Raw genomic sequence first — 22644 nt, forward strand, 5'->3', positions numbered from 1 at the left:
GAGAAATAATGGGAGGTTTTAAAATGACAGCGCAATGGTGGAAAAAAAGCACTGTATACCAGATATATCCGAGGAGCTTCATGGACAGCAATGGTGATGGCATAGGCGATCTGCAGGGCATCATTTCAAGGCTGGACTATCTTAAAAAACTGGGGATAGATGTCATCTGGCTGTCGCCTGTTTATCAATCACCCAATGATGATAATGGCTATGATATTAGCGATTATAAAAATATCATGGACGAGTTCGGGACCATGGATGATTGGGAAGAGCTGCTCAGCGAGATGCACCGCCGCGGAATGAAGCTGATCATGGACCTTGTCGTCAACCACAGCTCTGATGAGCATGCCTGGTTCATAGAAGCGAAGAAATCCAAAGAAAATCCTTACAGGGATTATTATATTTGGCGCAAAGGGGAAAACGGCAGGGAGCCGAACAATTGGGGTTCCAATTTTGGAGGATCTGCATGGGAATATGACGAAAATTCTGGAGAATACTTCCTCCATTTGTTTTCAAAGAAGCAGCCTGATTTGAACTGGGAGAACCCTGCACTGAGGCAGGAAGTATATGATATGATGCAATGGTGGCTCGATAAAGGAATAGATGGCTTCAGGATGGATGTGATTAATTTCATCTCAAAGGAGGATGGCCTCCCGGATGATGAAGTGAAACCAGGAAAGAAATATGCATCAGGAAGCAAGTATTACCGGAATGGCCCGAGAATCCATGAATATCTCCAGGAAATGAACGAAAAAGTCCTTTCGCATTATGATGTGATGACTGTCGGAGAGATGCCTGGGGTCAAGCCTGAAATGGCGCGTGAATATACAGGGGAAGACAGGAATGAACTGAATATGGTATTCCAATTTGAACATGTAAGCCTCGACAATGGGCCGGGGGGAAAGTGGGATCTTAAGCCGCTTGACCTTTCAGATCTGAAGAAAAGCCTGACAAAATGGCAGACCGAGCTTGAGGAAACGGGCTGGAATTCTTTATATTTCAATAACCATGACCAGCCGAGATCTGTATCAAGATTCGGCAATGATGGGGAATACCGCAAAGAATCAGCGAAAATGCTGGCCACCCTGCTGCATATGATGAAGGGCACCCCGTATGTGTATCAGGGCGAAGAAATCGGGATGACAAATGTTGAATTTACGGGTATAGGAGATTACCGGGACATTGAAACCCTTAATTATTTCCGTGAAGCGACAGAAGCGGGAGTGCCGGCAGGGAAAGCAATGGAAAGCATATACGCAAAAGGAAGGGACAACGCCAGAACCCCTATGCAATGGGATTCCTCGGTAAATGCCGGTTTTACAAAAGGAACTCCCTGGATTGGCATGAATCCGAACTATAGTGATATAAATGCGGCGGAAGCCCTGGAAGATAAGAATTCCATTTTTTATTATTATCAGAGCCTGATCAGGCTCAGAAAAGAGCATGACATTATTGTCTATGGAAAATATGAACTGATATTGGAAGAAGATCCGGAAATTTATGCATACACACGGACCCTTGGCAGCCAGGTGCTTGTAGTTCTGTGTAATTTTTATGGAAATACGCGGAGACTGGTATTGCCTGAGGAGCTCAAAGAACTGAAATATTCCTGGCTGACAGGAAACTATGGCCCGGAAGGCGGGGAGGACATAGTGCCCCGGCAGCTTAAGCCGTATGAGGCGCTAGTCTTGATTGGCGAAAAATAAGCAGACTAAATGAAAAAATATATGGCAGGTGGCAAAGATGAAACAACCTTGGTGGAAGAAAGCGACAGTATATCAAATCTATCCGAAAAGCTTCAACGATACAACCGGCAGCGGCGTTGGTGATCTGCAGGGCATCATTGAAAAGCTGGATTATTTAAAGGAACTGGGCATTGATGTTATCTGGCTGACGCCGATCTACCAGTCTCCACAGCGGGATAACGGGTATGATATCAGTGATTATTTCAGCATCCATGAAGAATACGGGACTATGGAAGAGTTCGATTCACTGCTTAAGGAAGCGCACAGCAGGGGAATCAAGGTTATCATGGATATTGTTGTAAACCATACGTCAACAGATCATCACTGGTTCCAGGAAGCAAGGAAATCAAAAGATAATCCTTACAGGGATTTTTATATCTGGAAGGAGCCTAAAGAGGATGGAAGCGCCCCGACCAACTGGGAGTCCAAGTTTGGCGGGAATGCATGGAAGCTTGATGAGGAGACAGGGCAGTACTATCTCCATCTGTTCGATGTAACCCAGGCAGATTTGAATTGGGAAAATGAAAAGCTCCGCCAGGAAGTGTACGATATGATGGACTTCTGGTTTGATAAAGGGGTGGACGGCTTCCGCCTGGATGTCATCAACTTGATATCCAAAGATCAGCGGTTCCCGGATGACGACGGATCGCTTCCGCCTGGAGACGGCAGGAAGTTCTATACAGATGGGCCGCGAGTCCATGAATACATGCATGAAATGAACCGGGAGGTGTTTTCAAAGCATGACAGCATGACTGTAGGGGAAATGTCTTCTACAAGCATCGATCATTGCGTGAAATACTCGAATCCGGAACGGGAAGAGCTCAGCATGACCTTCAATTTTCATCACTTGAAGGTAGATTATCCCGGCGGCGAGAAGTGGGCGCTTGCAGACTTCGATTTCCACGCTCTAAAGGATATCCTTTCCAAATGGCAGGTGGAGATGAACAAAGGCGGCGGCTGGAATGCCCTGTTCTGGTGCAACCATGACCAGCCCCGTGTTGTATCGAGGTACGGAGATGATGGGGAATATCACAGCAAATCAGCCAAGATGCTTGCATCTGCCATTCATATGATGCAAGGAACCCCTTATATCTATCAGGGCGAAGAATTTGGGATGACCAATCCGTATTTTGAAAATATCAGCCAATACCGGGATGTTGAATCCTTGAATATCTTTGAAATTAAAAGAAAAGAAGGAGTGCCTGAGGAAGAAATCCTTAAAATACTCCAAAGTAAATCGAGGGATAACTCAAGGACGCCTGTCCAATGGAATGATAGCAGAAATGCCGGCTTTACGGATGGAACTCCATGGATTGGCATTGCGGGCAATTACCAGGAAATCAACGCCGAAAAAGCGGTAAAAGATCCTGATTCCATTTTCCATCATTATAAAAAGCTGATCGGCCTCCGCAAAGAATTTGATATCATCACGTACGGTAATTATGAGCTGCTGCTGGAGGACCATCCGGAAATTTTTGCGTACCTCCGGAATGGCAAGGACGAAAAGCTTCTTGTACTTAATAATTTCTATGGAAGTGAAACAGTCTTTACACTTCCTGACAGGAAAATTGCTGATGATTATACAGCAGAGCTGCTGCTTTCAAATTACAGTGATGGACCCTCAGACATCAGGGAAATTACATTAAAACCTTATGAATCAATCATTTTCCATTTGACTAAATAAGAAAAGACAGGCTGCCGGCCTGTCTTTTTCCTTAATTGATTAGAAAAGCATCCCTGCAATCGCAGCACTGAGGAGCGATGCGAGTGCTCCTGCGATGACGGATCTTATCCCAAGCCGGGCGATATCGGCCCTTCGGTTCGGGGCAAGATTGCCCAGCCCGCCAAGAAGGATGGCAAGGGAAGAGATATTGGCAAATCCGCATAGAGCAAAACTGATGATGGCAACGGTCTTATCCGTAAGATCCGGAATTACCGGAGCGAAGGAGGAATAGGCAACAAATTCATTCAGGATCAGTTTTTGACCGATAAAGTTTCCTGCCTCTACAGCCTCTGCCCATGGAACTCCAATGGCAAAAGCAAGCGGGGAAAAGATATAGCCGAGAATGAGCTGAAGCGTCAGATCCCCAAATCCGAACCAGCTGCCGATCCAGCCAAGCAAACCATTCAGCAGTGCAACAAGTGCAATGAACGCAAGAAGCATGGCACCGATATTGAGAGCCAGCTGCAGGCCGACACTGGCACCTTTTGCGGCTGCATCAATAACATTCGTCGAATCGCTGTCATTTTCCATTTCCAATTCTTTTGGCTCTTCCTTCTTCTCTGTTTCTGGAAAAATGATCTTAGCCATGATCAGCCCTGCCGGAGCAGCCATAAAGCTGGCTGCGAGAAGGTATTCAAGCGGTACGCCCAAAAGTGAATAGCCGACAAGAACTGATCCTGCTACAGAAGCGAGCCCTCCTGTCATGACGGCAAACAGCTCAGAGTTTGTCATTTGGCCGATATAGGGGCGGATAACGAGAGGCGCCTCTGTCTGGCCTACAAAAATATTTGCCGCCGCTGACATGGATTCCGCCTTTCGGGTGCCGAGAAGCCAGGATAATCCCCCGCCAAGGATTTTTATGATGAACTGCATGATCTTCAAGTAGTACAGGACCGATATAAGGGCGGAGAAAAAAATGACAATCGGCAATACCTGAAAAGCGAAAACATATGTAACCCCGGATCCTTCAGCAAAGAGCCCGCCAAATAGAAAGTTAATGCCTTCATTGGCATAATTGATGATGCTGTTGACTCCCATAGTCAGCCAGTTCAGAGCCTTGCGTCCTGCTTCCCATTTGAGGACCGCAAAGGCGAACAGGATCTGAATGGCCAGGCCTCCCAGGATTGTACGCGGATTGATTGCCCGCCTGTTGTTGGAAAGCAGCAAAGCGATGACCAGCACGGTCAGTATTCCGGCAATTCCCCAGATAAAATTCATTATAGCACTCCATTCTATGTTAATAGACGTATCCAATTAGTGCTATTTTGCCCGAGATTAAAAAAAGTATGGGCTCTATTTTCTCTGCCCATACTTTTTTGTCTATTGCCCCGCTTCTTTTTTTATCGCTTCAAATAAAAAGGATTGGCCATTAATGTAGAATCGGGGATCGTAAAGCCCCAGCTGTTCGTCATCATCTACTATCACAACAAATGGAGACCATTCGTAAAGAGTCTTTGCTTTCGGGTTTTCTTGGAAAAGCCTGTCCATGTCTGCATTCTCTGCAGATTGGAGTGTATAAGTTTTTTCCCTGCTGGTGAAGACTCCATCTTTATAAATGGAGACCTCAGGGCCATTTTTCGCAATGACAGTAAACTGCCATGGCACAAAATCGGCTGAAAGTGCAACCTCACTGTATTCGCTGCTGTATTCCTCATAAAGTATATACCCCTGGATGCTTTGGCCGGCCAGATGAAGGAGCATCAGCACCCATGCAGCCCTGAAATAAATATGTCCCCTCCATCTTTTTCTTTTCCGGATAGAGAGGAGAAAAGCCGCAAGGATGATTGCCCAAAAGACAAGATCGACAATCGGGATGGTTCCGAATGTGATCCTCCTGTCAGAAAAAGGTTCAAGGTAGCCGGTTCCCCATGCATTGAACAGGTCACTCGTATCATGGATAAAGACGGCAACCCAGCTCAGGAAAAAGAGTTTGGGATCTTTTGCCTTGAAAATCCAGCGGCATGCCATGTAAATCAGCAGTGCCCAAAGCGGCGTAAGGAAAACAGAATGAGTGATGCCCCGGTGCCACATCTGATATAGTCCCTGTGTATCCCACAGCTGTGAAATCACATCGATATCAGGTATTTGGCTCGCCGCAACAGCGGCTGTCAAATAGGCGGCCTTTTCTTTTTTCTCAAGCCTGCTTTTATCAACTGAAGCATATAGGGCGAGCCCGAATAATGTATGTGTAATGGTATCCATGTTTCCCCCGTTCCTGTCCTGGCTGTCTGGGGTCCAGCCTGGCAGCTAGTGCTTTTCAATAAATCGTAGCAAAATTTGCTCAGAAGAGCCATTCTGAATGCTGGAAGTTGATTTCATCGATTGCAAACTTTCCTGCAGGAGGATAAGATAGATGTTATGATAATAAACGAAGTTAATTAAGAGAGGAATACAACATGTCTAACAATTTTTCAGATGAAGTTCTTTCACGGCGCACGTTTGCGATCATTTCCCACCCGGATGCCGGAAAGACTACGTTAACAGAAAAGCTGCTCCTGTTTGGAGGGGCGATACGAGATGCCGGTACCGTTAAAGGTAAGAAAACCGGCAAATTTGCCACGAGCGACTGGATGGAAATCGAAAAACAGCGCGGCATCTCCGTTACATCAAGTGTTATGCAATTTGACTATAAAGATGCCCGCGTAAACATTCTCGATACCCCGGGACATCAGGATTTCAGTGAAGACACCTACCGTACCCTGACTGCGGTGGACAGTGCAGTCATGATCATCGATTCGGCCAAAGGGATAGAAGCTCAGACATTGAAACTGTTCAAAGTCTGCCGGATGCGGGGCATACCGATCTTCACGTTCATGAACAAGCTCGACCGCCAGGGGAAAAGCCCGCTGGAGCTTCTTGCCGAGCTTGAAGAAGTGATGGAAATCGAGTCATACCCTATGAACTGGCCGATTGGGATGGGCAAGGAATTCCTTGGCATTTACGACCGCCATCATAACCGGATTGAACAATTCCGTGTGAATGAGTCTGATCGTTTCCTTGAACTGAATGCAGATGGGGAAATTGATGGGGACCACCCGATGAAGCAGTCTTCCCTCTACGACCAGACACTTGAGGAAATCATGCTCCTGAATGAAGCAGGAAATGAATTTTCGCGTGAGAAGGTGGCAAATGGAACGCTGACGCCTGTATTCTTCGGAAGCGCCCTCGCCAATTTTGGCGTCCAGACCTTCCTTGAATCTTATCTGGACTTTGCGCCGTCTCCGCAGGCCCGCAATTCCACTGAAGGTAAAATCGATCCGCTTTCCGAGGATTTCTCTGGCTTTATCTTCAAGATCCAGGCAAACATGAATCCTGCCCACCGTGACCGGATAGCATTCCTCAGGATCTGCTCCGGCAAATTTGAGCGCGGGATGACCATCAATATCCCTCGTACAGGCAAGCAGCTGAAGCTGAGCCAGTCGACACAATTCATGGCAGATGACCGCAGTACGGTCGATGAGGCAGTGAGCGGGGATATAATCGGATTGTATGATCCGGGCCTGTACCAGATAGGCGATACCCTGACAGTGGGAAAAAACAAGTTTCAATATGAAAAGCTGCCTCAGTTCACCCCTGAGCTGTTTGTAAGAGTCACTGCTAAGAATGTGATGAAGCAGAAGCACTTCCATAAAGGGATCCAGCAGCTCGTCCAGGAGGGCGCCATCCAGCTTTACAAGACAGTTAAAACAGATGAATACCTTCTTGGTGCAGTCGGCCAGCTTCAATTCGAGGTTTTTGAGCACCGCATGAAGAATGAGTATAATGCGGATGTCCGGATGGAAGGGCAAGGAAGCAAGATTGCCCGCTGGATTGAGGGAGAAGTGGATGAGAGCCTATCAAGCTCCCGGAGCCTTCTGGTAACTGACCGTTATGATAAAAAAGTATTCTTATTTGAAAATGATTTTGCCCTGAGATGGTTCCAGGACAAAAACCCGGATGTAAAACTTTACAATCCGATGGATATGGAGCAATAAAATGAAAAAACGATTCCTGTTCAGGAATCGTTTTTTTGCTCTTTTATAGGCGGGAAGAACTAGCTTATTGAGTGACTAAATTGTATTGGTTTGCTAAAATAGGAAAAAAAGACGAGGAAGAAGGGATCTGCTATTCGACACCTATGCGCACAGTGCGGCCTGCCTTTCCAGCTGGCAGAAGAGGGCTTCCTCTTCCACCAGAATGTTAATGCCGTGCAAAAACAGGAGAGCTGGATCAAAGCTCCTTATCAAAGCCTTGATGAACTTGAAACGAAGCTTGAAGCCATATGCAGGCAATTGGGGGATAAAGCCAAAAAATTAAAAGCGGGCATTTCACAATATGGCACCAAGCCTGTACAGCTCCTGAATGCATCTGAACTGTTCTCCAGGGTCAGCCATCGGGAAATGGTCCATACCATCCAGCATGGCGAGTTCCACAGCTATCAGCAGCCGATCATTAACCTGAAAGAGGGAGACAGGATTTATGGCTATGAATCCCTGCTGAGAACGGCAGGGAGCAAGCAAATACCGCCTGGCATCCTTTTCAAGACAGCCGAGGAAACGGGCCTGATGTCCATGCTTGACCAAAAGGCGAGGGAAGCGGCAATCAAAGCAAGGAAAAATATCATCCCGCCGGGAATCAAGAGCTTTATCAATTTCCTTCCTTCAACGATTTACAATCCGGATTTCTGTCTTCAGCACACATTCCAGATTGTCGAGAAATATAAAATCGATCCGGCAGATCTTGTTTTTGAAGTAGTGGAGACTGAGAAAATCAGTGATATTGACCATTTAAAAAAGGTATTGAATACATACAAAAAAAGAGGCATGAAAGTGGCGCTCGATGATGTCGGGGCCGGTTTCTCAACCCTCGAAATACTTGAAGCACTCCAGCCCGATTATTTGAAAATTGACAGAAGCTTCATCGACCGCTGCGATCAAAGGCCGGAAAGCCAGCAATTCCTCTCCAAGGTGATGAATATTGCAGACGGGCTGGGGATCATTGTCCTTGCGGAAGGAATCGAGAGGAAAGAAGAGCTGGAGTTTTGCAGATCGATTGGCGCCGATCTTGCCCAGGGCTATTATATTGGTCGCCCGGCAAAGGAAATAGAGTCCGCTTTCCAGGTGAATTCATATTGAGGATCATCCCCGCCGATCAGCTTGATAAAGATAAGGCATCAGCCTTTTTCCAGGAAAACTGGGGGAGTCCGCAAATGGTCATTTCCACTGGCACTATCATTGTGATGAGCTTCCCGGATTCGCGGCCATAGACAGTGCTGACAATATCATTGGCCTTATCACTTTTGCAGATAGTGCGGAGGGACGGGAAATCATCTCCCTGGATGCCGGCATGGAAGGACAGGGGGTCGGTTCAGGACTTCTGAATGCTGCTGAAGCTGATGCAAAAGAAAAAGGCATCAGCAGAATGGCGCTGATAACGACCAACGATAATTTGAATGCTTTGAGATTTTATCAGAAAAGGGGATATCAGTTAACGAAAGTCCTTCGGAACGCCGTGGAAGAGGCCCGAAAAATAAAACCGGAGATTCCTTTGTTTGGTATTGACGGGATTCCGGTCAGGGATGAACTGATTTTGGAAAAAGAAATTTAATTTGCGGCAGGTCCTGGGGCTTCAGGGCCTGTTTTTTATGGTAACGATCATGTCTGCTGCTGATCCGGAGCTTTATTTGGGAGGTTTGTGCTCTTACTGACGGGATTTCGTTGAAGAAGGGTGCTGCTTTGGCGGGCTGTGACAGCATGAATTTTCGTTTATTAGCAACTTTTTCCTTTTATTAGCAAGTTTTCAATTATATTAGCAACTTTTCGATTATATTAGCAACTTTCTGGATATATTAGCAACTCCCAAATTATATTAGCAACTTCTTCCCCCGCAACAGCCCCGCCACATGCTTCCAAAAGAAAATTTGACAAAATTTCTGATTGAGATTATAGTAGTATTACAAATAGACGCTTTAACGCTAAAAAGCGTTTAAGTATAATAGTTTGCCGGATAGCCAATAGTAGAATCGCCGGATGCAGCAAATAGAGACTGGGCGGCTGGTGAAAGCCCGGGCGGCGCCGATTTGAAGTACAGCTATCGAATCAAAGGCATCATGTGTGAAGAGAGGGAAGGCCGCTGTGCCTTTCAATTAGGGTGGTACCGCGGAGCTCCTCCGTCCCTAGCCGGCGAGAGGGCTTTTTGTGCTGTCTTTCAGCGCAATAATGCATTTCTGCCGACCGGAGCCAGTCATACAACAGGAGGAAGTACCATGCATCAGGATCAAGCGGTTATCAAAATCAGTACAGCGGAGGCTGTGGTAATATCCCTGCTTTTGCTCGGAGTAATCAGTTTCTCAATTATAGGCGCAGGAGCGGTTCCCCATGTGCCGATTATAGGGGCAATCATTGCCCTGCTCATATACGGACTTTTAAAAAAGGTCCGCATGAAAGATTTGGAGGAAGGTATGGCTGAGGGTGCCAGGTCAGGATTAGGCGCTGTGTTTATCTTCTTTTTTATCGGAATGCTGATCAGCAGCTGGATGGCCAGCGGTACGATTCCGACTTTTATCCATTTGGCGCTATCGGCAGTAAGCGGGAAGTACTTTTTTGCCATTGCCTTTACTGTGACAGCAGTCATCGGAATCAGCATCGGCAGCTCGCTGACGACAGCGGCAACGCTTGGGGCGGCCTTCGTCAGCGCGGCCGCTGCACTCGATCTCAGCACAGCAGCTGCAGCAGGTGCTGTTATATCAGGGGCGTTCTTCGGCGACAAGATGTCACCATTGTCTGATACAACCAATCTCGCTTCTATGACAGTGAAAGTCGATCTGTTCGATCATATCAAAAATATGGCTTGGACGACCATCCCGGCTTTTGTCATTTCTATCATTCTCTTTGCCATTATTTCGCCGGCGGCAGCAGAGACCGATTTCCAAAAAATCGCTGCAATCAAGAATAGCCTTGAGCAACTCAATCTCGTCAGCTGGCAGTCTTTGATCCCCTTCGCAGTGCTCGCTGTCCTGGCGGTGCGCAAGATTCCTGCTATTCTCGCCCTGTCTGCCAGTACAGTGTCCGCCTTGATTCTGGCTCCATTTATTCAGGGAAGCTTTGGTTTCAATGATATGGTCAATATACTGTACTCCGGCTACAAATCCAATACCGGAATGGAGGAGCTCGACTCCCTGCTGACAAGGGGAGGGATTGAAAGTATGCTGTTTTCGGTTTCGCTGGTCCTCCTGGCCCTCTCAATGGGCGGACTGCTCTTCAAGCTCGGCATATTGCCGGCACTTCTGGAAGGCATCAAAGGACTGATTGTAAAGGCACCTGCGCTTATAAGTGCCACAGCTGCCTCTGCCATCGGGATCAACTTCCTCCTTGGCGAGCAGTATCTGTCCATCCTGCTCACCGGAAATGCATTCACAGAGTCTTATAAAAAGGCCGGGCTGCATCTGAAGAATCTCTCAAGAGTCCTTGAGGATGCAGGTACAGTCATCAATCCCCTTGTTCCCTGGAGTGTTTGCGGCGTATTCCTGACAGGGGTGCTGAATGTGCCGACTGCCGAATATATGCCCTTCGCCTTTTTCTGCCTGCTATCTCCGATCATCACTTTGCTGTTTGGATGGACAGGGATAACTATCACGAAAGCTTCAGGCAAATGATTTGAAATAAGAGGAGCGGCAATTGCCGCTCCTCTTACTGTTTCCCGTTTCACTCTTCCAGCAAATGATGCAGCATCCTCTCCCGATTTTCAAAAAACTGCTTCATAAATTGATAGTGCCCGGTATCTTCAAGCCTGACCTCACGGACCCCGTCCTCTGTCAGCTCAATGATTTTGGCGGAAGGATATGACATGATGATGGGGGAATGGGTCGCGATGATGAATTGCGAGCGGTCTTTGGCAAGTTCATGGATACGCGAAACCATTGAAAGCTGCCTGAGCGGTGAAAGGGCTGCTTCAGGCTCGTCAAGAATATAAATCCCTTTTCCTCGGAAACGATTCAGGAAAGTGGCAAAAAAAGCTTCGCCGTGCGACTGTTCGTGAAGAGAAGTTCCCCCGAAAGAGTCGATCAGAGGCGGCATCCTGGAAAGTTCCTTATCAAGATCATCAATATAAGAAGCTACATTGTAAAAGCTTTCAGCTCTAAGAAAAAAACCATCCTCCGGCCGGTCAGACCCCCTGGAAAGCCTGAGGTACTGCTCGAGCTCCGAATGGGAGTTATGTGTAGAAAAGCTGAAATTCAGAGATCCTCCTTCAGGATTAAAGCCTGCTGCGATGGCAAAAGCTTCCAGGAGAGTGGATTTTCCCATCCCATTTTCGCCGACAATAAAGGTTACATCAGGATGAAGGGGCAGGTCGTCGAGATTCTTGACAGCAGGAAGATTAAAGGGATACTTGGAATATGAAGGAATATCGCTTCTTCTGAGTTTAATGCTTTTAAAATAATGGCCGTTATCAAATTCCATTCTTTATCCTCCATAAATTTATCTTATGCTGTTATCATAACAGCTTTTTGTATAGCAGGCATTGAACTTCCTCATCTTCTGTCCGCCCCTCGGCAGAAGCATTACCAGGCGTGAAAAAAGGCAGCCATACAGCCCATCGTGAGGGGAACATATTCACAGGCTCCTCCATACTTGCATCCCGTTTTTCCCTCTTATATAGTTAAACTATTGCACAATATTGAATGCCGGCCCGTGTCCGGCTCTGCAGACGAAAGGAGCAGCATAAGTGAAAATAAGCAATTTTTCGATCCGAAGGCCGATTTTTACACTTGTTACGATGGTTCTGGTTCTCGTTTTAGGGGTGGTGTCCCTTTTGAACATACCTTTAAAACTGATACCGGACATAAATCCGCCTGTCGGTGTTGTAGTAACCAATTATCAGGGAGCAAGCCCGGAAGAGGTATCTGAAAAGGTGACAAAACCTTTGGAGCAGAGCCTTGCCACTCTTCCTGGTTTAAAAACAATGACTGCAACGTCACAGGAAAGCGCCAATCTTGTACTCCTGGAATTTTCCTGGACGACTGATATTGACGAAGTGCAGTCGGAAATCATCCAGCGGCTGGATCAGACTCCGCTGCCGGAAGATGTGGACAAGCCGCGCTTCCTGAAATTTGATCCTTCCCAGTTTCCGATCATCCAGCTTTCTTTAAGCTCTGACAGTGATGAGGAATCATTAAGGAGCATTGCCGAACAGCTGGAGCTGGAGCTTACAAAGGTAGACGGTGTGGCCAGCGTCAATCTATCCGGCACCAGCATAAAGGAAGTCAGGGTTGAACTGGACCAGGACAAGCTGAGGGATTACCAGCTCAGCCAGTCTGATATTGTTGATACCATTCAGGCCAATGATATATCCCTGCCAGGGGACACCATTCTCACAAACGGCAAGGAACTGACTACCAGGGTAATCAGCAGCATTGATTCAGTCGATATCTTAAAAAAACTTGTGGTAGCCGCCAATCCGTCTAATGGAAATGAAGTACTCCTTCAGGATGTGGCCGGCGTCCAGCTTGTCAACCAGAACGACCGGACGATCACCAGGACGAATCAGGAGCCTTCTGTCCTTTTAAGCGTCCTGCAGCAGTCAGATTCAAACACTGCAGAGGTGTCGAAGGAGTTCATCAGCCAGCTCGATGAACTGCTTGAAAAAGATCAATATGAGGGGATTGAGTCTGATATCCTGTTTGATCAGGGTGATTATATCCAGCAGGCGATCGGGAATATCTCAACCTCGCTTCTCTTAGGCGGCCTGTTCGCCATGATCGTTTTGTTTTTCTTTTTGAGGAATGTCAAAAGCCCGCTCATCATCGGGATTGCCATCCCATATTCTGTCATCTTCACCTTTGTGCTGATGTATTTTTCAAATTTCACCCTCAATATCATGACCCTTGGCGGATTGGCGCTGGGGATCGGGATGCTCGTTGATAACTCAATCGTTGTGATTGAAAATATCTACAGACATTTGTCGATGGGGAAAGATCCAAAAGAAGCGGCAAGGGACGGTGCGGGAGAAGTAGGTGCAGCGATTACAGCCTCCACCCTCACCACTGTGGCAGTGTTCCTGCCTGTCGTCTTTATAACAGGAATCATCGGCCAGCTTTTCACTGAATTTGCTTTGACCATTTCATTCAGTCTTTTTGCGTCGCTTGTCGTTGCTTTGACTGTGGTGCCGATGCTTGCCAGCAGGCTGCTGAAAGCGCCGAAAAACAATCTGGAAGAAAAGCGCCAGGAGTCGGCCATCATGAAGGGGCTTGAGCGTTCTGTCAAATGGGCCCTTCGCAACAGGCTTGCTGTCCTGGTCATCATGCTTGTCCTTCTTGCCGGCGGCGGATATGGGATCACGACGGTCGGGACACAGTTCCTTCCTAATTCGGACGAAGGTTTCTTCAGCGTCAGGGTCAATCTTGGAAATGGCTCAGCTCTTACAGAAACTGAAAAGGTCATGGCTGCACTTGAAGAGCAGCTTAAGGAAGAAGACGATGTCGAGACATATGTCAGCCTGATCGGCACAACACAGGAATCTTCTTTCAGAGGCTCCGGCAATCCGAATGTGGCTGAGCTTTATGTAAAGATGAAGGATCTGGAGGAGAGGGACCGCTCGACATTTGAGTTTGTCGACGATGTGAAGAGAGACTTGGAGAGAGCGGCAGAGAAGGCCAACAGCACGGCGGAAGTCTCATTCAATCTGCAGTCTTCCGCAGGATCCGCGCCGAATACTCTCTCGTTCAGCGTCCGTGATACAAACGAAAAGCGGCTGAATGAATCGGTAGACAAAATATACAATTCACTCAAAGACCTTGATGACGTGAACGAACTTTCCACAGACCTGATGGATACGGTAGAAGAAATCCAAATCACGGTCGACCGGGAAAAGGCACGGGCAGCAGGGCTGGCGCCTGCCCAGGTTGCCATGATTGTCAATGATGTGACAAGAGGAAACCAGGCAACCCAGATCATTGATGAGAGCTCCAATATTTATGGCGTTTTCGTAGAATATGATCCAGAAGTCACACAAAATCTTGATAATCTTAAGAAACTCCTGCTGCGCAAGCCTGATGGAAGCTATACAACCCTTGATCAGGTAGCGGCTATCGAAAGAGGCGAAGGGCCGGTCAATATCCAGCGGATCAACCAGCAGGACGCTGTCCAGTTTACCCTGAAATATAAGACCTCAACAAACCTCGGGGCTATTTCTAATCTGGTTGATGATGAGATTGCTGATCTGGATCTGCCGGAAGAAACAGAAATTGTCTTCGGCGGTGACCGGGAGCTCCTGGAATCATCCATTGATGATATGCTCCTGGCATTCATCCTGGCGGTTGTCTTCATCTATCTTGTGATGGCGGCCCAATTCGAATCACTGAAATATCCGTTCGTCATTATGTTCACAGTTCCGCTGATGGTCATTGGCGTAGCTATAGCATTGACCGTGACACGCACTCCTGTCAGCCTGACCGCTATCATCGGCATCATTGTCCTTGCCGGCATAGTGGTCAATAATGCCATTGTCATTGTAGATTATATCAATCAGAAAAAGGCAAGCGGCATGAAAACCTATGACAGCATTGTCGTTTCTGTAAAAGACAGGGCAAGGCCTATCCTCATGACAGCACTTACGACGATCCTCGGACTGATCCCGCTTGCGCTGGGGATCGGCGAGGGGGCTGAGATCAACCAGCCGATGGGCATCACGGTAATCGGCGGCCTGATCAGCAGCACCTTCCTGACGCTGTTCGTCATCCCTGTCGTCTACAGCTTCTTTGATAAAGATACAAGGAAGCTCAACAAGATGTATGCTACACCTGACGGCCACTTGATTCCTGCTTATCTCCTTGAAGAAAGGTACGAAGACCAAAAGAGTCAAAGTGAAGCGCCTCAGGTTCCTGCTGAAAGCAACAAAAATTACAGCCGCGAAGACATGGCTGCCATGCTCGAGGAATTGCTGAGGGCAGTAAAAGATGAGGAAAGAAAACAGCAGGACGAGGATCATAGAGACAAATAAAATTTTTAACTGCATGATGCTGAAAAGCCTTTCTCTTTGGAGAGAGGCTTTTTTTTAGGCTTTGTTAAACATTGTTGTTGATTTGGGCTCATTCGTGTGAAATCAAGTTTCACACGAATGAGCCCAAAATCAACAAGGTACACTAACACAGCCTTTTTTAAAAAGAAAATATATTTGAATTATCAGAAATATATTGTTTGAAGCTGGTATGACCGGTTACAATTTGAGTAAATCTATAATTGAAAGAGGCGGTCCAATGAAGGAGAGGCATTATTTTTTCACGGGGTTTCCTGGTTTTATCTGCTCCCGCCTAATTAGGGAGGTACTTAATAAAGAGCAAGGGAATTTACATATCAGCGTTTTAAGCCTGCGGGAAATGGAAGCGGCCGCAAACGATGAAATCAGGAAGATTTGCGAGGAGACCGGTGCAGAGAGCGAGTGCTTTTCAATCATTACTGGAGATATTACCAGGGCTGGGCTTGGTATCGGCCAGCAGGACTTAGCATTCCTCAAGGAAAGCATCACCCATCTTTTTCATCTAGCCGCCATTTATGATTTGGCTGTTCCTAAGGATATTGCGTATAAGGTGAATGTTGAAGGGACGAGGCATGTAACAGAATTTGCAGGAACGTTGGAGATGCTTGAAAGATATGTCTATTTCAGCACTGCCTATGTGGCTGGAAAAAGGGATGGGCTGCTGCTGGAGGATGAGCTGATAGAGCCGCCCGGGTTCAAGAATCATTATGAAGAAACAAAATATCTGGCCGAAGTCATCGTTGAAAAAGCTAAAGGGGAAATGCCGATTACCATCTTAAGGCCCGGGATTGTAAAGGGGCATTCTGTAACAGGGGAAACCATCAAGTTCGACGGGCCGTATTTTATCCTGAATTTTATGGACCGCCTGAGCAGGCTGCCATTCCTGCCGATGCTCGGGAAAGGGGAAGCTTTTATCAATCTGGTGCCGGTGGATTATATCATTGAAGCAGCCGCATTCCTTGGGACATCAGCTGTCGGGAGGAATAAGACCTACCACCTTACAGATCCGAATCCATATAAAGTTTCCGATCTGTACGAAATGCTGATGGCTGAGCTTTGCGGGAAGAGACCGGCAGGCAGCTTCCCTCTGAGTGCTGCCAGAAGGGCGCTGCGCATCAAAAAGCTGAGGAATTACCTTGGTGTGGAGCAGGAAGCGCTTGACTACTTTACCTGGCAGGGGCGTTTTGATTGTTCTATAGCACAGACCGATCTGAAGGGATCAGGAATTTGCTGCCCTGATCTGAAGGAAGGCATCCCGCCGATGGTTTCTTTTTACAGGCTGCATAAATCTGATCCGCGGTTCCAGGTGCATAAGCTGTATTCCTAGGAGACATTTTGAAGCAAGTTCAGGTATTTGTGATAAAAGAGAGATCTTTGGTGCATGATACCACTATAGAAATATAGCTGGTGATAATGAATGAAAAAAGTCGGAAAACTAGAAGCCATTTTTTGGAGCATTGCTTTGCCCGGTTTCAGCCAGCTGCTGACGGGCCACTATGTAAAAGGTGTTCTTTTTGTGGCACTTGAAGTTCTCATCAACGTTTTCAGCAACTTTAATCTGGCTATCATGCACAGTTTCCTGTGGGAAATCGATAAGGCGGCTGCAGTCCTTGATTATCAGTGGCTGATGTTTTACCCTTGTCTGTATATGTTTGCTATGTGGGATGCTTATAAAGAAGCTATGCCTGCACAGGAAGAATTATCTTTCCTCCCCTTTGTCTTCGGAGCCTATTTTGTAACTGTGGGCCTTATGTATTCGGTGAAGCTCAAGCTTTTTGGCATCTTGTTTGGCCCGGTCTTTTTGCCGATGATTTTCCTTATTCCCGGGCTTGCCGCGGGCTTTGCGCTAAGGGCCCTGCTATTGTTCCTGCGAAGAAAAGCAGCGTGAAATGAATACAGGGGTCCAATAAAAAACCTTTGCTGAATCAGCAAAGGTTTTTCGCCGTTCACGGGCAATCACCAAACCACCCCCAAAAGCTCCTCTTTCCGGGCGAAGCTTTATGTTAGCAGTGAAAATGTTCCTTCTTCCTCTCTTCAATCCTTCCCCTTGCTGGCTGATATTTGGCATATGGTATAATGTGCTGGTGAAGAGGTGAGGATATGCTCGGTTATTTATTCATCACTAAGAAAAAACAGACACTAGAAAAAACCGTAATGAAAATCCAGCAGGGCGACAGCCGGCTGCTTAATGAACTGATAGAGTCATACAAACCTTTTATAGCCAAAACCGTATCCTCCGTCTGCAGACGCTATATCCATGAGTCTGATGATGAGTACAGCATCGGGCTGATCGCCTTTGATGAAGCGGTCCGTAAATACAGTCCCGAGAAGGGCAGTTCCCTCCTGGGATTTGCCGAAATCATAATCAAGCGAAGGGTCATTGATTATATCAGGCAGCAGGCAAGGCATATGAATGTCAGCTTTGAAGGCAGCAGTGGAAGTGCTGATGAACAAGCTTCAGCCAGTCTTGTGGAAGACAGGCTGTCGATTGAAGAGTTCGTGAAAAAAACAGAGCAAGAGCTTAGACGGGATGAAATCATTCACTTTACAGCTCTTCTCAAAGAATATGGACTAACTTTTGCTGAAATCGCAGATCAGTCCCCAAAACATGCTGATGCGCGGAAAAATGCGATGGAAATAGCATCGGCACTTGTCAGGGACAAAGAGCTGGCTGCCTATTTGCAGGAAAAAAAGCGCCTTCCCATCAAGCAGCTGGAAGGCACTGCAGCAGTGAGCAGAAAAACGATTGAAAGGAACAGGAAATATATCATTGCTGTTTCCCTTATTTTAATGGGAGATTATGTGTTTTTACAGGAGTATATAAAAGGGGTGCTGAAAACGTGAAAAAAGGGGTCATCCTTGAAATTGAGGGACGTTTTATGACGATGCTTACTCCCGAAGGCGAATTTCTTCGTGCCCTTAATACAGAAGGACAACATCAGATAGGGGAAGAAATCTACTTCTACCCTGTTGAAAATGCAGGAAAAGACGGAAAAGGGCTCTTTTCACGCCTGGCAGCAAGGAAGAAACTGATTGCCGCTGCCGCCCTGGCCTGCATCCTTGTTCTATCTCTTGTCCTTCCTTTTAATAACAGCAGCGAAGTATACGCCTATATGACAATTGATGTAAACCCGAGCATAGAGTTGGGTGTCGACAAGGAACTGTCTGTAGTGGAGCTTCAGTCTTATAATCAGGAGGGCAGGAAATTGCTCAGTCTGATGGAGGATTGGAAGGGAAAAAGCGCCGGCTATGTATCACGGAAGATCCTTAGTCTGGCTCAGCAGCAGGGATATCTGAGAGAGCACGAAGAAATGATCATCGCTTCTGTACTGAAGAAAGAAGTCAGCAAGGATTCCACTGAAAGCAAGAAGCTGAACAGTCAGGTTGAAAGCATCAAAGAAACAGCAGAAGCAGAAAATCTTGAAGTCAAAGTGGTCGAAGCAACTGAAGGTGAACGGGAGAAGGCCAAAGAAAAAGGGCTGACTGCCGGCAAATTTAAAGAAGAGGAAATAGAAAGGAAGCAGCAGCTGGAGGAAAGGGAACGGGAAAAAGAAGAAGCTGCCAGGGAAAAAGCGGAAAGTATTAAAAGGAAACAAGAGCAGCAGAATAGCGGGAGTGCCGATAAAGCGAAAGATAAAAAGGAAACAGGCGGCATAAAGCCTTCCCTTCAGCCTCCAAAAGGTTCTGTATCAAAGCCTGAAGGAAAGAACAAGGAGGCAGACAGGAAAAGTGATGCCCGCAAAGCAAAGCCGGAAAAAAGGCAGGACGAAAACAAGGGGCGGGACAGACAGGAAAATCAAAAGGAAGAACCCAGGAAACAAGAACATGGAAAGCCTGAAAGACACGAAAAGCATGAAAATAAGGAAGGTAATGGTAACGGTAACGGCAAGAAAGGTCCCCCTTCGCCTGGCAATAATGGACGGGGAAATGGCAATAACGGACATGATAAGGGGCAAAAAGGGAATAATGGAAAATCCGGCTGAAGGCAGCCGGATTTTTTGCCATTTATATTTTATTATTATTGTTCGTTCCGTCCAGCAAGCTGGGATTGGGCTTGTTGTACAAGGCGCTTTGTAATCTCTCCGCCAACAGAACCGTTTGAGCGGGAAACTGTATCTGAACCCAGATTCACGCCAAATTCCTGAGCAATTTCATATTTGACTTGATCAAGATATTGCTCAATGCCGGGAACGAGCAGTTTATTGCTGCTTCTTGCCATATTGAGTTTCAGCTCCTTCCATATTGATGCAGAGCTTAAGGCCCTGTATCAGTAGTATGGAGCTGTGGAGTTTTTTCATGTTTGGTAATGTTATCTTGCTGTCTGTGCCCCGGCCGCAGCATATTCTGCCGCTTCTAAAAGCAGGTCTGCAATATGGACTGCCTTGACATGGCCTGCCGCCCCTTCACGCTCAATCCCAAGCTTCATCTGAAGAAGGCAGCCAGGATTTGAAGTGACAATGACTGCCGCTTCTGTTGTTCTGGCCTGGTTCATTTTGTAATCAAGAATCTGCATGGACATTTCCGATTCAACTATATTATAAATTCCCGCTGAGCCGCAGCATCTGTCCGCATCTTTCATTTCACGATACTCTGCCCCTGTGATAGAGCCCAGGAGGATGCGCGGTGCAGCTGCCGTTTTCATCACATTGCGGAGGTGGCAGGAATCCTGGTACGTAAGGATTTGATGGGGAAGGGCCATCTTATGGTTTTTATGGAAATCCAATTCAAAAAGGATCTGGGAAATGTCCTTGATCTTATTTATAAAGCTCTCAGCGCGGATTTCCCATTCCGGCTCATCTTTCAGGAGATGATCGTAATCTACAAGGAAAGCTCCGCAGCCGCCTGCATTGGTAATGATATAATCTGCTCCTGTATCCTCAAAGGCAGCGATGTTCCGTTTTGCCAGCTCCTTGGCTTTTTCTTTTTCCCCGCTGTGTCCATGAAGGGCTCCGCAGCAGGCCTGTGATTTGGGTATGACGATTTCACAGCCGGCCATCTGCAGCAGCTTCATGGTCGCGTCGTTTGTCCCCATGAAAATGGTGTCCATCAGGCAGCCGGAGAAAAATGCTGCCCTTTTCACTGGCTTCCCATGAGCTGGCAGCTTTTCGGGACGCTTCTTCATGTCCTTGTAGGAAGGGACAGCCGGGAGTACTTTTTCCATGGCTGCAAGACTGTCAGGGAAAAGCTTCATAAAACCGATTTTCCTAACAGCAGTTTGCAGGCCGGTCCGCTGATACAGGGAAAGGAGGCCGGCCGCTGCCGTCATTCTTTCCTGATAAGGGAACAGCCCATGGAAAACAGTTTTCCTGATCGCCTTGACAGGGAGTGAGTACTTTTTATTCTGGCTGATAATATCCCTTGCTTCCTCGAGAAGGTGCCCATAATTAACACCTGAGGGACAAACTGGCTCACATGCCCTGCAGCCCAGACATAAATCCAGGGATCGCTCTACATCGCTGTCCGGCTCGATCAGCCCGTCGGCTACAGCTTTCATCAGTGCAATTCTGCCTCTTGGCGAATGCTCCTCCTTAAAGCCTGAAGTGATGTAAGTGGGGCAGGAGGGGAGGCAGAAACCGCAGCGCATGCAGTTCAGCATTTCATCCTCATCCATCCTGCTGCTGAACTCACTTTGGATCTTTTGCCGTTCAATTGCTGTACTCATTTAGATACCACCACACGTTTCCTGCTGTCTTTGGCAAATATTTTCCCCGGGTTCATGATATTCTTCGGATCAAGGGCTGCTTTGACGGCCTGCATGGCAGCAATCCCTTCACTTCCCAGTTTAAGTTCAAGATAAGGGGCTTTCATGACTCCCACGCCATGCTCACCCGTTATAGTTCCTCCAAGCTCGATGGCTTTTGCAAAAATCTCGGCAAAAGCTTTCTCCACCCGTTCCATCTCTTCTTTATTTCTTGCATCCGTCGGACAGGTAGGATGGAGATTTCCATCTCCGGCATGGCCGAAAGTACAAATTTTCAGATCATATTTACTGGCAATCTCATTGATGCTCCTTACCATATTGGCAATTTCAGAGCGGGGGACCGTAGCATCTTCAAGAATGGTGGTGGGCTTGAGCCTTGCAAGGGCTGAAAGGGCGGCTCTTCTCGCAGCCGTCAGCGCTTCTGCCTCGGCGGCCGTTTTGGCCACCTGGACAGAAACAGCACTCTCTTCCCGGCAGATATTCTCCATCTTTGCCATATCACGCTCGACAACTTCACGAGGGCCATCCTGCTCAATAAGCAAAACTGCTTTGACATCTGTAGGCAATCCGATCTGTGCGAACTCTTCCACAACCTCGAGTGTCGGCTGATCCAGGAATTCTAATGTTGCAGGGATGATTTTATTGGCTATGATCTTGGAAACCGTCTTCGCGGCTGCTTCAAGGTCCTGGTAAAGGGCAAGCATCGTCTTCTTTGTTTCAGGCATGGGGATCAGCTTCAAAGTCGCTTCGGTTATAATCCCAAGTGTACCCTCAGAACCTGTGAAAAGACGGGTGAAGTCATACCCTGCCACATCCTTTGCGAGCTTGCCTCCCGTCCTGATGATATCCCCATTGGCCAGGACCGCTTCAAGGCCCATGACATAATCTCTGGTCACACCATATTTAAGGCCGCGCAATCCGCCGGAGTTTTCATTTATATTTCCTCCGATAGTAGATATTTTCATGGAACTTGGATCAGGAGGATAAAAAAGTCCTTTTGTTTCTGCTTCGCGTATCAAGTCAAGTGTGACAAGCCCCGGCTGAACAGTAATGGTGAGATTCTCTTCATCGAGGTCCAGGATTCTGTTCATATGCTTGAACAGAATAACAAGCCCGCCCTCTGTCGGGCATGTGCCGGCGCACAAATTCGTGCCCGAGCCTCTTGGGACGATGGGAATGGAATACTCGCTGCATACTTTTACAATTTCAGATACTTCGCCTGTATTCCGCGGGCTAATGACCGCATCAGGGAGGGATTGAAAATTCGGGGTGGCATCGTAGGAATAAACCAGGCGCACCGCATTAGAGTCATCATATTGGTCTATGCCTGCAATCGCTGTCAATTTCTCTTTAGCAGCTTTCGGTATCATAACAAGAGCCTCCAGTTGCAGCCGGCTTCTGCCGGCAGTACTTTTAGCTTCATTATAAGGGTGGCAATTTTTGTTTTCTATAGATGTTAATAC

Annotated in this window: 16 protein-coding genes and 1 pseudogene; 11 read left to right on the plus strand and 6 right to left on the minus strand. The window is 47.1% G+C overall.

All coding sequences use genetic code 11. The features are described 5' to 3' along the window. Positions 1–23: 23 nt before the first annotated feature. Positions 24–1706 carry a glycoside hydrolase family 13 protein gene (locus FZD51_RS17335; RefSeq protein ID WP_148975916.1) on the plus strand — a complete coding sequence of 561 codons (1683 nt, stop codon included), beginning with the start codon at positions 24–26 and terminating at the stop codon, positions 1704–1706. A gap of 37 nt (positions 1707–1743) precedes the next feature. Further along, on the plus strand, positions 1744–3429 hold the full coding sequence (gene treC, locus FZD51_RS17340) for an alpha,alpha-phosphotrehalase (protein ID WP_148975917.1): 1686 nt from the start codon (positions 1744–1746) through the stop codon (positions 3427–3429). Between the two features lie 39 nt (positions 3430–3468). Here treC and FZD51_RS17345 read toward each other — a convergent pair whose 3' ends face one another. Together FZD51_RS17345 and FZD51_RS17350 are read right to left on the minus strand one after the other, a co-directional pair. Further along, positions 3469–4686 (minus strand): NupC/NupG family nucleoside CNT transporter, encoded by a 1218-nt coding sequence (locus tag FZD51_RS17345; RefSeq protein ID WP_148975918.1) that lies wholly within the window; start codon positions 4684–4686, stop codon positions 3469–3471. Positions 4687–4788: 102 nt separating this feature from the next. Continuing rightward, positions 4789–5670 carry a metal-dependent hydrolase gene (locus tag FZD51_RS17350; protein WP_148975919.1) on the minus strand — a complete coding sequence of 294 codons (882 nt, stop codon included), beginning with the start codon at positions 5668–5670 and terminating at the stop codon, positions 4789–4791. A 194-nt stretch (positions 5671–5864) separates the two neighbouring features. Between FZD51_RS17350 and FZD51_RS17355 the strand changes: the two genes are divergently transcribed. The 4 genes and pseudogenes from FZD51_RS17355 (at position 5865) to nhaC (ending at position 11101) form a co-directional block, all read left to right on the plus strand. After that, the gene (locus FZD51_RS17355) at positions 5865–7442 is read left to right on the plus strand and encodes a peptide chain release factor 3 (protein WP_148975920.1); all 1578 of its coding nucleotides are present in this window, start codon (positions 5865–5867) and stop codon (positions 7440–7442) included. 213 nt (positions 7443–7655) lie between these two features. After that, positions 7656–8582 (plus strand): EAL domain-containing protein, encoded by a 927-nt coding sequence (locus FZD51_RS17360; protein WP_148975921.1) that lies wholly within the window; start codon positions 7656–7658, stop codon positions 8580–8582. Beyond that, a pseudogene (locus FZD51_RS17365) lies at positions 8579–9054 on the plus strand (GNAT family N-acetyltransferase). The gene FZD51_RS17360 and the pseudogene FZD51_RS17365 overlap by 4 nt, the downstream one beginning before the upstream one ends. Positions 9055–9712: 658 nt before the next feature. Further along, positions 9713–11101, plus strand: a complete 1389-nt coding sequence (gene nhaC / locus FZD51_RS17370) for a Na+/H+ antiporter NhaC (protein ID WP_148975922.1) — start codon at positions 9713–9715, stop codon at positions 11099–11101. A gap of 49 nt (positions 11102–11150) precedes the next feature. On the opposite strand, the gene FZD51_RS17375 is transcribed toward nhaC, so the two are convergent. Next, positions 11151–11906 carry an AAA family ATPase gene (locus tag FZD51_RS17375; RefSeq protein ID WP_148975923.1) on the minus strand — a complete coding sequence of 252 codons (756 nt, stop codon included), beginning with the start codon at positions 11904–11906 and terminating at the stop codon, positions 11151–11153. 265 nt (positions 11907–12171) lie between these two features. On the opposite strand from FZD51_RS17375, the gene FZD51_RS17380 reads away from it, so the two are divergent. The 5 genes from FZD51_RS17380 to FZD51_RS17400 all read left to right on the plus strand — a co-directional run bounded on the left by FZD51_RS17380 (position 12172) and on the right by FZD51_RS17400 (position 19463). Next, positions 12172–15444 carry an efflux RND transporter permease subunit gene (locus FZD51_RS17380; RefSeq protein ID WP_148975924.1) on the plus strand — a complete coding sequence of 1091 codons (3273 nt, stop codon included), beginning with the start codon at positions 12172–12174 and terminating at the stop codon, positions 15442–15444. Between the two features lie 256 nt (positions 15445–15700). Then, complete coding sequence (locus FZD51_RS17385) at positions 15701–16807, plus strand: SDR family oxidoreductase (protein ID WP_187445803.1); 1107 nt, start codon at positions 15701–15703, stop codon at positions 16805–16807. A 90-nt stretch (positions 16808–16897) separates the two neighbouring features. Further along, a complete protein-coding gene (locus tag FZD51_RS17390; RefSeq protein ID WP_148975925.1) occupies positions 16898–17368 on the plus strand; it encodes a hypothetical protein in 471 nt (156 codons plus the stop codon). Between the two features lie 212 nt (positions 17369–17580). After that, complete coding sequence (sigI, locus tag FZD51_RS17395) at positions 17581–18324, plus strand: RNA polymerase sigma factor SigI (RefSeq protein ID WP_148975926.1); 744 nt, start codon at positions 17581–17583, stop codon at positions 18322–18324. Continuing rightward, positions 18321–19463 (plus strand): anti-sigma factor domain-containing protein, encoded by a 1143-nt coding sequence (locus FZD51_RS17400; protein ID WP_148975927.1) that lies wholly within the window; start codon positions 18321–18323, stop codon positions 19461–19463. Before sigI ends, FZD51_RS17400 begins: the two co-directional genes overlap by 4 nt. Before the next feature lie 35 nt (positions 19464–19498). Here the strand turns inward: FZD51_RS17400 and FZD51_RS17405 are convergent, their stop codons facing one another. The 3 genes from FZD51_RS17405 to glcD all read right to left on the minus strand — a co-directional run bounded on the left by FZD51_RS17405 (position 19499) and on the right by glcD (position 22551). Then, complete coding sequence (locus FZD51_RS17405) at positions 19499–19699, minus strand: alpha/beta-type small acid-soluble spore protein (RefSeq protein ID WP_009794241.1); 201 nt, start codon at positions 19697–19699, stop codon at positions 19499–19501. A 90-nt stretch (positions 19700–19789) separates the two neighbouring features. After that, positions 19790–21142, minus strand: coding sequence for a (Fe-S)-binding protein (locus FZD51_RS17410; RefSeq protein WP_148975928.1), 1353 nt, complete (start codon positions 21140–21142; stop codon positions 19790–19792). Then, positions 21139–22551, minus strand: a complete 1413-nt coding sequence (gene glcD / locus FZD51_RS17415) for a glycolate oxidase subunit GlcD (RefSeq protein WP_148975929.1) — start codon at positions 22549–22551, stop codon at positions 21139–21141. Before glcD ends, FZD51_RS17410 begins: the two co-directional genes overlap by 4 nt. Positions 22552–22644 lie beyond the last annotated feature (93 nt).

The organism is Bacillus infantis (genome assembly GCF_008180445.1).
Classification (GTDB): domain Bacteria; phylum Bacillota; class Bacilli; order Bacillales; family Cytobacillaceae; genus Bacillus_AB; species Bacillus_AB infantis_B.

Excerpts from the sequence above, each read along its gene's own strand:
- nhaC (WP_148975922.1), top strand. The coding sequence starts at position 9,713 with ATGCATCAGGATCAAGCGGTTATCAAAATCAGTACAGCGGAGGCTGTG.
- FZD51_RS17405 (WP_009794241.1), bottom strand. The coding sequence starts at position 19,699 with ATGGCAAGAAGCAGCAATAAACTGCTCGTTCCCGGCATTGAGCAATAT.
- treC (WP_148975917.1), top strand. The coding sequence starts at position 1,744 with ATGAAACAACCTTGGTGGAAGAAAGCGACAGTATATCAAATCTATCCG.
- FZD51_RS17385 (WP_187445803.1), top strand. The coding sequence starts at position 15,701 with ATGAAGGAGAGGCATTATTTTTTCACGGGGTTTCCTGGTTTTATCTGC.
- FZD51_RS17335 (WP_148975916.1), top strand. The coding sequence starts at position 24 with ATGACAGCGCAATGGTGGAAAAAAAGCACTGTATACCAGATATATCCG.
- FZD51_RS17390 (WP_148975925.1), top strand. The coding sequence starts at position 16,898 with ATGAAAAAAGTCGGAAAACTAGAAGCCATTTTTTGGAGCATTGCTTTG.
- sigI (WP_148975926.1), top strand. The coding sequence starts at position 17,581 with ATGCTCGGTTATTTATTCATCACTAAGAAAAAACAGACACTAGAAAAA.
- FZD51_RS17345 (WP_148975918.1), bottom strand. The coding sequence starts at position 4,686 with ATGAATTTTATCTGGGGAATTGCCGGAATACTGACCGTGCTGGTCATC.
- FZD51_RS17355 (WP_148975920.1), top strand. The coding sequence starts at position 5,865 with ATGTCTAACAATTTTTCAGATGAAGTTCTTTCACGGCGCACGTTTGCG.
- glcD (WP_148975929.1), bottom strand. The coding sequence starts at position 22,551 with ATGATACCGAAAGCTGCTAAAGAGAAATTGACAGCGATTGCAGGCATA.
- FZD51_RS17350 (WP_148975919.1), bottom strand. The coding sequence starts at position 5,670 with ATGGATACCATTACACATACATTATTCGGGCTCGCCCTATATGCTTCA.
- FZD51_RS17410 (WP_148975928.1), bottom strand. The coding sequence starts at position 21,142 with ATGAGTACAGCAATTGAACGGCAAAAGATCCAAAGTGAGTTCAGCAGC.
- FZD51_RS17375 (WP_148975923.1), bottom strand. The coding sequence starts at position 11,906 with ATGGAATTTGATAACGGCCATTATTTTAAAAGCATTAAACTCAGAAGA.